A 12,064-nucleotide genomic window follows, 5' to 3' on the forward strand; every position below is an offset into this window, starting at 1 on the left:
GGGTGAATTGGCCGCAGGCCAAGAGGGGGCAGACAGCCCCCTTCCCACCTCTCCCCGCAAGCCCGGCTTGCCGCAGCCCCGCGCTTCTGCGATAGAGGACGCGTTTTCAGCCGCCATGAGGACGCCCATGAGCTTTCGCGCCCGCCACCTTCTGGGCATCGACCATCTTGCGCCCTCGGACATCGTGACCCTGCTGGATCTGGCCGAGGACTACGTCGCGCTGAACCGCCGCACCGTCAAACATTCCGATGCGCTGGCCGGTCTGACCCAGATCAACATGTTCTTCGAGAACTCGACCCGCACCCAGTCCAGCTTCGAGCTGGCGGGCAAGCGTCTGGGGGCCGATGTGATGAACATGGCCGTCGCGCAAAGCAGCGTGAAAAAGGGCGAGACCCTGATCGACACGGCGCTGACGCTGAACGCGATGCAGCCCGACCTGCTGGTGGTGCGCCATCCGCACAGCGGCGCGGTCAACCTGTTGGCCGAAAAGGTGAACTGCGCCGTCATCAATGCCGGCGACGGACGCCATGAACACCCCACCCAGGCGCTGCTGGACGCGCTGACCATCCGTCGCGCCAAGGGCCGGCTTCAGCGTCTGACCATCGCCATCTGCGGCGACATCGCCCACAGCCGGGTGGCGCGCTCGAACCTGCTGCTGCTGGGCAAGATGGAAAACCGCCTGCGCCTCATCGGCCCGGCAACCCTGATGCCCGCAGGCGCGGGCGAGATGGGCGTCGAACTCTATGAGGACATGCGCGAGGGGCTGAAAGGCGCCGATGTGGTGATGATGCTGCGGCTTCAGCGCGAACGCATGGATGGCGGCTTCATTCCGTCCGAGCGCGAATATTACCACCGCTGGGGGCTGGATGCCGACAAGCTGGCTCTGGCCGCACCCGATGCCATCGTCATGCATCCCGGCCCGATGAATCGCGGGGTCGAGATCGACGGCACCATCGCCGACGACATCAACCGCAGCGTGATTCAGGATCAGGTGGAAATGGGCGTGGCGGTGCGCATGGCCGCACTGGACCTGCTGGCCCACAACCTGCGCGCCGAACGCGGCCGCGCGGCAACGGGGATCATGGTATGACGACGCTTTTCACCAATGCCCGCCTGATCGACCCCGAGGCCCAGACCGACGCCCCCGGCAGCCTGCTGATCCGGGACGGCGTGATCGAAGCCGTGGCCGGGCCGGATGAACCCGCCCCCGAAGGCGCCACCGTGATCGACTGTCAGGGCCGCGCGCTGGCGCCCGGCCTGATCGACTGGGGCGTCAAGATCGGCGAACCCGGAGAGCGTCACAAGGAAAGCTTCCGCAGCGCCGGGCTGGCGGCGGTGGCGGGCGGCGTGACCACGGTGATCGCCCGGCCCGATACGATGCCGCCCATCGACACGCCGGAATCGCTGGAATTCGTTACTCGCCGCGCCGCCGATGCGCCGGTGAACATCCATCACATGGCCTCGCTGACCAAGGGCCGCGAGGGGCGAGAGATGGTCGAGATCGGCTTTCTGACCGATCTGGGCGCGGTGGCCTTCACCGATGGCGTCCGCGTCGTGCAGGATACAAGGCTGCTCAACCGCTGCATGACCTATGCGCGCGGCCTTGATGCGCTGATCGTCGGCCATCCGCAGGATGCGGGCCTGTCGAAAGGTGCGGCGGCGACCAGCGGCAAATTCGCCTCGATCTATGGCATTCCCGCCGTCTCGCCCATGGCCGAGGTGATGGGCGTAAGCCGCGATCTGGCGCTGGTGCAGATGACCCGCTGTCGCTGGCATGCCGACCAGATCACCACCGCGGGCGCCCTTCCCGCCCTGACCCGCGCGCGCGATGCCGGGCTGGACGTGACGGCGGGGATCTCGATCCACCATCTGACACTGAACGAATTCGACGTGGGCGATTACCGGACCTTCTTCCGCTTCACCCCGCCGCTGCGCTCGGAAGACGACCGGCAGGCGATGGTGCAGGCGGTGGCGGATGGTCTGATCGACGTGATCGCCAGCTTCCACACCCCTCAGGACGAGGAATCCAAGCGTCTGCCCTTCGAGGCCGCCGCCCCCGGCGCGGTCGGTTTGCAGACGCTGCTGCCTGCGGCGCTGCGGCTCTATCATCAGGGCGGGCTCAGCCTGCCGCAGCTGTGGCGCGCCATGTCGCTGAACCCGGCGAAACGGCTGGGTCTGCCCGCCGGACGGCTGACCAGCGGCGCGCCCGCCGATCTGGTGCTGTTCGACCCCGACGCGCCTTTCGTTCTGGACCGCTTTACGCTGCTGTCGAAATCCAAGAACACGCCTTTCGACGGCGCACGGATGCAGGGCCGGGTCATGGGCACATGGGTCGCCGGTCAGCGCGTTTTCGGGGGTGAGCCATGACGCTGATCCTGTGGACGGCGCTTGGCTATCTGCTGGGGTCGATCCCCTTCGGCGTCGCCATCACCCGTGTGCTGGGTCTGGGCGATCTGCGTCAGATCGGATCGGGCAATATCGGCGCGACCAATGTCCTGCGCACCGGCAACAAGCCCGCAGCCTTCGCCACCCTGCTGCTGGACAGCGGCAAGGGCGCCATCGCGGTGTTGCTGGCACGCCATTTCGGCGGCGAAACCGCGGCGATGCTGGCCGGAGGCGCCGCGTTTCTGGGCCATTGCTTTCCGGTCTGGCTGGGCTTCAGGGGCGGCAAGGGCGTCGCCACCTTCCTTGGCACGCTGATCGCGCTTCACTGGCCGCTGGGGCTGATCGCCTGCGGTGTCTGGCTGCTGAGCGCGGTCATCAGCCGGATCAGCAGCCTGTCGGCGCTGCTGGCCGCCGCGCTGTCGCCGGTCTTTGCCTGGGCCATCGGACGGGCCGATCTGGTGCTGGTCAGCCTGTTCATGGCGGTGCTGATCTTCGCCCGCCACCGCGCCAATATCGCCCGGTTGCTGGACGGGTCGGAACCCCGGATCGGTCGCGGAAAGCCCTGACTGTCCGGCCATCCCGCCGCCGTCAGGGCCTGCCGATCACGACATCTTTCCGGGGGCCGTCACGCTGCGGCCTCGTGCCGGATCGCCTGCGCCATGCCATCGCTCAGCATCAACGCCAGCGCGGACTCGACCGCGTCGCGCCATGCGGGATCATGCGTCAGGCGCTGCGGAAACAGCCCCGGCAGGTCGTGCAGCGCGGCCGAGATCGCGCCCGCATCGCGTGCGACACCTGCCAGCGCGGCGCGGATATCGGCCTCGCGCGGGTCGCGCAGGGCGTAAGTTTCGCCGGTATCCGTCACCCCCTGCGCATAGCGCATCCATGCGGCGGTGGCGAAGGCAAAGGCACGCGGGTCCTGCCCGGCCTCCATCGCCGCCAGCGCGGGCTGGAAGATCCGCTGCGGCAGCTTCTGGGTGCCGTCCATGGCGATCTGATATGTCTCATGCGCGATGGCGGGGTTGTGGAAACGCGCCTCCAGATCGGCGGCGTAATCGGCCAGCACGATGCCTTCCAGCGGTGGCAGGACCTGCGCCGCCGCCTGTAGATGCCGCCGGACCAGCGCGGCCAGCGCCGCATCATTCATCACATCGCGCACATAGCGGTGACCCGACAGGAAACCGGCATAGGCCAGCATCGAATGGCTGCCGTTCAGCATGGTCAGCTTCATCCGCTCGTATGGTGCGACATCGCGCACGAAGATCGCGCCGCCAGCCTCCCAGTCGGGGCGGCCCTGAGGGAAGTGGTCCTCGATCACCCATTGCATGAAGGGCTCGGTCTCGATGGCCGCCAGATCGGTGCAGGCGGTCTGACGCGCGGCCTCGGCCAGCGTCTCGGGCGTGGCGGCGGGGGTGATGCGGTCCACCATCGAGGAGGGGAAGGCGACGTTATCCGCGATCCACCCGGCCAGATCGGGCCGGGCGCGGCGGGCGAAATCCAGCACGCCATCACGCAGCAGCGCGCCGTTCTCGGGCAGGTTGTCGCAGGACAGGACGGTAAAGGGCGCGGCCCCCGCCGCATGGCGCGCGGCCAGTGCGGCGCAGATCAGCCCCAGCACGCCCGAGGGGCGGTCGGGATCGGCCAGATCGGCGGCCACGGCCGGATGCGCGGGATCCGCGGCGCGGGTGACGCGGTCGATGCCATAGCCCTTTTCGGTCACGCTCAGCGTCACAATGCGGATCGCGGGGTCCGACATGGCGGCCAGCACCCGGTCCGGGTCGGCGGCGATCACGTCGCGGATCGCGCCGATGACGCGGGCCTTCGTGCCATCCGCGCCGCGTTCGATCAGCGTATACAGCCCGTGCTGCGGGCCAAGCGCATCCGCCACCTCGCGCGAGCGCAGGCTGACGCCGGTGATCCGCCAGTCGCCGCCGCTGCGGGCCAGCGCGTCGTCGGTCGCCACCGCCTGATGGGCGCGGTGAAAGGCGCCGATGCCCAGATGCAGGATGCCCACGCCATGCGCCGCCGGATCATAGCCCGGCCGCGCGGCCGGGCCATGAACGCGGTCCAGCGCGTCCAGCCGTGGCGCGCTCATGCCCGCAGCCCCTCGGCCGGGTGGTCCAGCGCGGTCATGATCCCACGCAGCTCGGCCAGACCCTTCAGCCGCCCGATCGAGGGATAGCCCGGCTGCGCCTTGCGGGTCAGGTCGTCCAGAATGTCCTGTCCGTGATCGGGTCGGAACGGGATCTGGTGGTCCGCGCGGCCCTCGGCCCGGCGGCGGCGTTCCTCGCGCAGGACAGCGGCGATCAGCGCCACCATGTCGGTGCCGCCGCCCAGATGCTCGGCCTCGTGAAAGCTGCCCATGATCTGGTCGCTTTCACGGGTCACATTGCGCAGATGCAGGAAATGGACGCGGTCGGCCAGCCGCTGCATCATCCCCGGCAGATCATTGTCGGGACGCGCGCCAAGCGAGCCCGCGCACAGCGTCACGCCATTGGCGGGCAGATCGACGGCATCCAGAACGGTGCGATAATCGGCCTCGGTGGACATCACGCGCGGCAGGCCCAGCAGGGTGAAGGGCGGATCGTCGGGATGGCAGCACAGCCGGACGCCCAGTTCCTGCGCCAGCGGCGCGACCTCGGACAGAAAGTCGATCATGTGGCCGCGCAGTGTTTCCGGCGACAGGCGGTCATATTCGGCCAGATGGGCGCGCACATCCTCCAGCGAAAAGTTTTCCGCCGCGCCGGGCAGCCCGAAAACGACATTCTGCGCCAGCGCGGCCTTGTCATCGTCGGACATGGCGGCAAAGCGCCGGGTCGCCTCGTCCACCACCGCTTCGGGAAAATCCCCGGCGGCGTCGGGACGGGCAAGGATGTGAATGTCGAAGGCTGCGAAATCGATCAGGTCGAACCGCATGCAGGTCGCGCCATTGGGCCGGCGATGGGCCAGATCGGTGCGGGTCCAGTCCAGCACCGGCATGAAGTTATAGCAGATGACCTCGATCCCCGCCCCGCGCAGCGCCCGCATCGAGGCCTTCCACGCCTCGATATGTGCGCGCCAGTCGCCCTTCTGCTTCTTGATGTCCTCGGACACCGGCAGGCTTTCCACGACGTCCCATTTCAGGCCGGAAGGGCTGCCGTCTTTCATCACCCCGATCAGGGCCTGACGGCGGGCGATTTCCTCGGCGGTCCAGACCGCGCCAGTGGGGATGTGGTGCAGGGCCGAGACGACCCCCTCGACCCCCGCCTGCATCATGTCGTCAATCGAGACCAGATCCTTCGGTCCGAACCAGCGCCAGGTTTGCCGCACGTTTCCCTCCTCGGTTCAATACATCCGATTCCCTAGCATGATATAAATTGATTGACTAGTATGGAAGTATGGCAGTAGGTTTTGAACAGGGAGGACAGCATGGCGATTCTGACACAGGCAGGCGCCGTCGGGCCACAGCTGCACCGGCTGTTGCGCGACCGGATCGTGCGGGGCGACCTGTCCCCCGGCACGCGGATTTCCGAAACCGAGCTTGCGGCGGCCTATGAGGTCTCTCGCCAGCCGGTGCGCGAGGCCTTCATCAAGCTGGCCGAGGAAGGGCTGCTGGCCGTGCGCCCGCAACGCGGTACTTTCATCCTGCGCATCTCGATCCCGGCGGTGCTGACCGCGCGCTTCATCCGCGAGGCGGTCGAGGCCGATATCGTCCGCCACGTTGCGGAAGTCGCCGACGATGCCGCCATCGCCGCGCTGGACGCCCAGCTGGATGCGCAGCGCGCGCTTGACCCAGATGCCTCGGCCGAGGATTTCATGCTGCTGGACGAGGAGTTTCACCGCACTCTGACAGTTCTTGCCGGCCAGGGCGCGGTCGGCGACCACCTGGAAGAACTGAAGACCCAGATGAACCGGGTCCGTCATATCAGCGCCCGGCAATTCGCCCGCGAACGGCTGATCGCGCAACATGCGGCGGTGGTCGATGCCATCCGCGCCCGTGATCCGCAGGCCGCCGAGACCGGAATGCGCCTGCACCTGCGCGGCATCCTCGACGACCTGCCCGAGATCGTCCGCGCCATGCCCGACTTCTTCGAGGGCGCGGAGGCGCTGGACTGATGGCCCTGCCGGGACGCAGCGCCGGGACCGCCGCGACACGCGCGGACTGGTTCTGGTGCGACTTCCTGCCCGGCTGGCTGGCGCGGGCGCGCGACCATCGCCACGGCGGCTTCTTCGACGCCCTGGACCATGCGGGCCAGCCGGACCCCGCTGCGCCCAAGACGGTACTGGCTCAGGCGCGGCTGCTGTTCACCTTTGCCCATCTGGCGCGGCTGTCGGGTGATCCCGCGCATCATGCGGCGGCGCTTGCGGCGCGGGATTTCCTGCCGCATCTGCGCAAGGCGCCGGGTCTCTATCGTCGCGCCGTGGCCTGTGACGGCAGCCCCACCGGCGATCCGCAGGACGAGACCGCGTGCAGCTATGACCAAAGCTTCGTGATCCTTGCGCTGACCACTTGCGCAGCGGCTGACCCCACGGCGCTGGCCGAGGCCGAAGCCTGCTGGCAGGCGCTGATGGCGCATCTGACCGATCCGGCAACGGGCCTGCTGCATGAGGATGACGCCAGCACCCGCGCGGCGCCTGCCCAGAACCCGCATATGCATCTTTACGAGGCCGCGCTTCAGGCTTTCGAGATGACCGGCGCGCGCCACTGGCTGGACCGGGCCGCGCAGGTCCGGGCCTTGGCGCTGCACCATTTCCTCGATCCCGATACCGGCACCATCGCGGAATTCCTGACCCCCGACCTGCGCCCCCTGCCCGGCGATGCGGGCCTGCGCCGCGAGGTCGGGCATCAATGCGAATGGGCCTGGCTGTTGTGGCGCGAGGCGGATCTGGGTGGCGATGCCTCGGTCCGCGCGATCGGCGACCGGCTGGCGGGTTTCGCGCAGGAACACGGCTTTGCGCCCGCCGGGCCGCTGAAAGGGGCGGCCTATGATGCGGTGTCGGCCAGCGGCGCGGTGATGGAACGGCGCTTCCTGCTGTGGCCGCAGACAGAGGCCCTCAAGGCCCATGCCGCCCGCCATCTGGCAGGGATCCCCGGCGCCGATACAGACGCGCGCGATCTGCTGGACCTGATCTTCGCGCGATGGTTCGACGGCCATCCGGTCTTCGTCAACCAGTTGGACGCGACCGGCGCGGCGATCTGGCCCGAGGCGCTGTCGCGGCTGCTCTATCACATCGTTCTGGCACTGACGGAAGGGGCCCGCGCCGGGCTGTGGCCGGGGCCAAACCCGAACCGATAACAAAACCTGAGGAGGAGAAACACATGAACATGATCAAGACGCTTGGCCTTGCCGCCCTGCTGATGGGTTCCAGCGCCGGACTGGCGCTGGCGCAGACACAGCTGGCGCTGTCCAGCTCGCAACCCTCGGCCGATCCACTGGTGATCGCGATGGAAGAGGCCTCGACACGCATCACCGAACGCAGCGAGGGCGAGATCCGGGTGACGGTCTATCCGTCCTCGCAGCTGGGCTCGGACAATGACGTGCTGGAACAGATCCGCAATGGTGCCGCCATCGCGGTGCTGGTCGATGCGGGCCGGCTGGCGCCCTTCAAGAAGGAACTGGGCATCCTGTCGGCGCCCTATCTTGTCGATGAGTGGACAGACTACAAGGCGATCACAGATTCCCCGGTCTATGGCGAATGGGTCGAGGATCTGGCCGCAAGCTCGGGCATCCGGCTGCTGAACTACAACTGGTTCCAGGGCACGCGGCAGATGTTCAGCACAGATCCGGTAAACGGCCCCGGCGATCTGCGCGGCGTGCGCGTGCGCACCATCGACGCACCGGGCTGGCTGGCCACCGTCAACGCGATGGGGGCGACGGCGGTGCCCCTGCCCTGGTCCGAGGTCTATTCGGCGCTGCAACTGGGCGCCATCGACGGGGCCGAGGCGCAACTGACCGGCGCCTATGGCATCAAGCTGCACGAGGTGGTCAAGAACCTGGCCTTCACCGACCATGTCCATCTTGTGACCGGGCTTGCCACCTCGGAAAGCTGGTTCCAGTCGCTGAGCCCCGAACATCAGGCCATCGTGTCCGAGGAACTGGCGCAGGCCGGCGACCGGGCGTCCGAGGCGACCGTGATCAAGGGCGAGGAGGTGCTGGAGGAAATGAAGGCCGCCGGCGTCACCGTCACCGAGGTCGATCTGGACGAATTCAAGGCGCTGGTCCCCGGCGTCTATACCTCGCTGGGGCTGGACGAGGCGCGCGAGGCGCTGATGCCCTATATCGAAGCGGCCCAGCAATAATGACGGTCCTCTGGCGCGGCACCGGTGCCGCGCCGCTTGCCGTTGCCACTCGCAACATCTGGAGGAGAGCATGTGGAAGGTTCTGGACCGCACCGAAGAGGTATTGGCGGTCATTCTGTTGGGCGGAACGGTCACGGCGGTCTTCGTGGGCGCGACGGCCCGCGCCATTGGCCGCCCGTTTCCGGCCGCCCCCGAGATCGCGCAGCTTCTGCTGATCTGGACCTGCATGATCGGGGCCGATCTGGTGATGAAGCGCGGCGATCACATCCGCATCGGCGCCATCCCGGACATGGTTCCGCCACGACTTCGCGCAGCCATGCATCTGGTCTGCGTCGTCAGCATGACGCTGTTTCTGGCCTATGTCGGCTGGCTGGGGTGGAAGCTGGCCATGTCGAACTGGGCGCGTGAAATGGGTGCCTCGGGCCTGTCCTATGGCTGGGTCACGCTGGCGCTGCCGGTGGGCTGCGCGCTGATGGTGGTGTCGCTGATACGCCGGCTGGCGACGCGCGGGCTGCTCTATTCCATCGAACCGAAAGCCCATGAGCAGGAGTACCCGCTGTGATTTCGTTGATGATCCTGTGCATCGCGCTTGGCTTCATGGTGATCGGAATGCCGGTCGCCTTCGCGATCGGCGTGGCCAGCCTTGTCTATTTTCTGCTGCCCTCGACCTTCATGCCCGAGGTGACGGCCGTGCAGCGCATCGTCGCCGCCAGCCAGTCCTTCCCGCTGCTTGCAGTGCCGCTGTTCATCCTGGTGGGGCACCTGATGAACGGGTCGGGCATCACCATGCGGATGATGGCGCTGGCCACCACGCTGGCGGGGTGGATGCGCGGCGGGCTGGCGCAGGCCAGCACGCTGCTGTCGGCGCTGATGGGCGGGATCTCGGGTTCGGCCGTGGCCGACGCGGCCATGCAATCGCGCATTCTGGGCGAGACGATGGCCAAGCAGGGCTATTCGCGCGGCTTCACCGGCGCGCTGCTGTCGGTGGGCGGGCTGATCACCGCGACCATTCCGCCCAGTCTGGGGCTGATCCTTTACGGTTTCATGGGCGAGGTCTCGATCGGGCGGCTGTTCATCGCCGGCATCGTGCCGGGCGTGCTGCTGACCATCGCGCTGCTGATCGTGACCGCGGTGATTGCGCGCCGGCGGAACTATCAGCCGATCAACGACCGCCGCCCCACACTGTCCGAGGTCGGGACGGCGGCCCGCGCCAGCTTCTGGGCGATCCTGTTCCCGGTCTGGCTGATCGTCGGCATCCGCTTCGGCCTGTTCACGCCATCAGAGGCCGGGGCCTTCGCGGTCGCCTATGCGCTGATCGTCGGCGGGCTGATCTATCGCGAACTGAGCCTGCGCGACGTGGTCGATGCGCTGGTCAACAGCGCCCGCGACATCGGGATGATCATGCTGATCATCTTCTTTTCCGGCGCCTTCGGCTATGTCATCACCTTCGAACGCGTGCCGCAGACCATGGCCGAGCTGACGCTGGGGGTCTTTTCCAGCAAGGAGCTGCTGCTGTTCGTCATCGCGGGCTTTCTGATCGCCTTCGGCATGGTGCTGGAGGCCACCGTCGTGGTGATGCTGATGACCCCGATTCTGGTGCCGATGGTGGTGGCGGCGGGCGTCGATCCGGTGCATTTCGGGCTGATCATGATGACGCTGGTCACCTTCGGCGGCATGACGCCCCCGGTCGGCGTGTCGATGTTCACCGTTTGCGGCATCCTGAAATGCAGCTTCAAGGAATACACGGTCGAGATGCTGCCCTTCGGGCTGGCGGTTCTGGCCGTGGTCGCGATCATGATCCTGTTCCCGGGACTGGTGCTGTTCCTGCCCAACGCGATGATGGGGGGCTGAGGCCGATGGTGCTGCATCCCGACCGCCTGTTCCCGGCCGATCCCGCGACGCGCAGGGTTGCCCGCCAGCTATTCGCGGCGGTCGGGGATCTGCCGATCACCTCGCCCCACGGGCATACCGATCCGCGCTGGTGGGGTGAAAACCCCGCCTTCGCCAACCCGGCCGAATTGCTGGTCATCCCCGATCACTACGTCGTGCGGATGCTGATCAGCCAGGGCGTCCCCTTCGAGGCGCTTGGCATCGGCGAGGGCGCCGAGACCGACCCCCGCGCGATCTGGCGGTGCTTCGCCGCGCATTACCATCTGTTCCAGGGCACGCCCTCGCGGCTGTGGCTGGACCACGCGCTGAGCCATGTCTTCGGGCTGGACACCCGGCTGGCCCCCGACAATGCCGATGCGGCCTATGACCGGATCGCCGATTGCCTGGCGCGACCCGAATTCCGGCCGCGCGCGCTTTACGACCGTTTCGGGATCGAGACGATCGCGACCACCGACAGCGCGCTGGACGATCTGCACTGGCACCGGATGGTCCGGGACAGCGACTGGACCGGGCAGGTTCTGCCGACCTATCGCCCCGATGGCGTCGTCGATCCCGAGACGCCCGGCTTCGCCGCGGCGCTGGACCGTCTGGGTGAGATCACCGGCTGCGACACCGCCACATGGCAGGGCTATCTGGACGCCCATCGCCAGCGCCGCGCCTTCTTCCGCGACATGGGCGCGACCGCCACCGATCACGGCCATCCGACGCCCCGGACCGCCGACCTGCCGCCCTCCGAGGCCGGCGCGCTGTTCGACCGGATCCGCACGGGCCGCGCGGGGCCCGAGGATGCCGAGCTGTTCCGCGCCCAGATGCTGACCGAGATGGCGCGCATGTCCGTCGATGACGGACTGGTCATGCAGCTTCATCCCGGATCGTTCCGCAATCACAGCGCCGCGGTCCTGTCACGCTATGGCCGCGACCGGGGGTTTGATATTCCGCAGCCGGTCAGCTTCACCGCCGCGCTGAAGCCGCTGCTGGACGCGGTGGGCATGGATGCGCGCCTGCGGCTGATCCTGTTCACGCTGGACGAAACCACCTACAGCCGCGAGCTGGCACCGCTGGCCGGGGCATGGCCGTCGCTGCGGCTGGGCCCTCCCTGGTGGTTCCACGACAGTGTCGAGGGCATCCGCCGCTTTCGCCAGCAGGCGACGGAAACCGCGGGCTTCTTCAACACGGTAGGTTTCAACGACGATACCCGCGCGCTCTGCTCGATCCCGGCGCGCCACGACCTTTCCCGCCGCGCCGATTGCGCCTTTCTGGCGGAACTGGTCGTCACCCACCGGCTGGACGAGACCGAGGCCCATGGGCTGGCCCGCCTGCTGGCCCGCGATCTGGCGCGCGAGGGATACCGGCTGGACGGCTGACCAAGGCCGTATTCGATCGCATCGTTTCCGTCGATGCGGCAATTCGCACAAGCGTGCCTGCCCGCGCATGGGCAGGCCAGCCGTTCCAGATGGCATGATCCAACCTCGCCAACGAATTTTGCAATTTGCACCATCGCAGCGTCAC

General features: G+C 67.7%; 11 protein-coding genes. 9 read left to right on the plus strand and 2 right to left on the minus strand.

Annotation, left to right across the window (positions count from 1 at the left end; all coding sequences use genetic code 11):
* Nucleotides 1–127: 127 nt before the first annotated feature.
* From JHW40_RS18205 to plsY, 3 genes are read left to right on the plus strand one after another with little or no spacing between them, the layout of a single operon-like run.
* Nucleotides 128–1,090: an aspartate carbamoyltransferase catalytic subunit gene (locus JHW40_RS18205; RefSeq protein ID WP_090612931.1), complete on the plus strand. Its 963-nt coding sequence runs from the start codon at nt 128–130 to the stop codon at nt 1,088–1,090.
* Nucleotides 1,087–2,367: a dihydroorotase gene (gene pyrC / locus JHW40_RS18210; RefSeq protein ID WP_090612933.1), complete on the plus strand. Its 1,281-nt coding sequence runs from the start codon at nt 1,087–1,089 to the stop codon at nt 2,365–2,367. The genes JHW40_RS18205 and pyrC overlap by 4 nt, the downstream gene beginning before the upstream one ends.
* A complete protein-coding gene (gene plsY / locus JHW40_RS18215) occupies nt 2,364–2,951 on the plus strand; it encodes a glycerol-3-phosphate 1-O-acyltransferase PlsY (RefSeq protein ID WP_090612936.1) in 588 nt (195 codons plus the stop codon). The genes pyrC and plsY overlap by 4 nt, the downstream gene beginning before the upstream one ends.
* A gap of 59 nt (nt 2,952–3,010) precedes the next feature.
* Here the strand turns inward: plsY and JHW40_RS18220 are convergent, their stop codons facing one another.
* On the minus strand, nt 3,011–4,480 hold the full coding sequence (locus JHW40_RS18220) for a mannitol dehydrogenase family protein (RefSeq protein ID WP_090612937.1): 1,470 nt from the start codon (nt 4,478–4,480) through the stop codon (nt 3,011–3,013).
* Nucleotides 4,477–5,694: a mannonate dehydratase gene (gene uxuA / locus JHW40_RS18225; RefSeq protein ID WP_090612939.1), complete on the minus strand. Its 1,218-nt coding sequence runs from the start codon at nt 5,692–5,694 to the stop codon at nt 4,477–4,479. The genes JHW40_RS18220 and uxuA overlap by 4 nt, the downstream gene beginning before the upstream one ends.
* A 99-nt stretch (nt 5,695–5,793) precedes the next feature.
* Between uxuA and JHW40_RS18230 the strand changes: the two genes are divergently transcribed.
* The 6 genes from JHW40_RS18230 to uxaC all read left to right on the plus strand — a co-directional run bounded on the left by JHW40_RS18230 (nt 5,794) and on the right by uxaC (nt 11,919).
* A complete protein-coding gene (locus JHW40_RS18230) occupies nt 5,794–6,480 on the plus strand; it encodes a GntR family transcriptional regulator (protein ID WP_090612943.1) in 687 nt (228 codons plus the stop codon).
* Entirely contained in the window at nt 6,480–7,661 is a 1,182-nt protein-coding gene (locus tag JHW40_RS18235; protein ID WP_090612944.1) for an AGE family epimerase/isomerase, read from the plus strand. Before JHW40_RS18230 ends, JHW40_RS18235 begins: the two co-directional genes overlap by 1 nt.
* Before the next feature lie 23 nt (nt 7,662–7,684).
* Entirely contained in the window at nt 7,685–8,665 is a 981-nt protein-coding gene (locus tag JHW40_RS18240) for a C4-dicarboxylate TRAP transporter substrate-binding protein (RefSeq protein WP_090612947.1), read from the plus strand.
* Between the two features lie 70 nt (nt 8,666–8,735).
* A complete protein-coding gene (locus JHW40_RS18245) occupies nt 8,736–9,227 on the plus strand; it encodes a TRAP transporter small permease (protein WP_090612949.1) in 492 nt (163 codons plus the stop codon).
* The gene (locus JHW40_RS18250; protein WP_090612951.1) at nt 9,224–10,516 is read left to right on the plus strand and encodes a TRAP transporter large permease; all 1,293 of its coding nucleotides are present in this window, start codon (nt 9,224–9,226) and stop codon (nt 10,514–10,516) included. The genes JHW40_RS18245 and JHW40_RS18250 overlap by 4 nt, the downstream gene beginning before the upstream one ends.
* 5 nt (nt 10,517–10,521) lie before the next feature.
* The gene (gene uxaC / locus JHW40_RS18255; protein ID WP_090612954.1) at nt 10,522–11,919 is read left to right on the plus strand and encodes a glucuronate isomerase; all 1,398 of its coding nucleotides are present in this window, start codon (nt 10,522–10,524) and stop codon (nt 11,917–11,919) included.
* The last annotated feature ends 145 nt before the right edge of the window (nt 11,920–12,064 follow it).

It is taken from the genome of Paracoccus alcaliphilus (genome assembly GCF_028553725.1).
GTDB classification, from domain to species: Bacteria; Pseudomonadota; Alphaproteobacteria; order Rhodobacterales; family Rhodobacteraceae; genus Paracoccus; species Paracoccus alcaliphilus.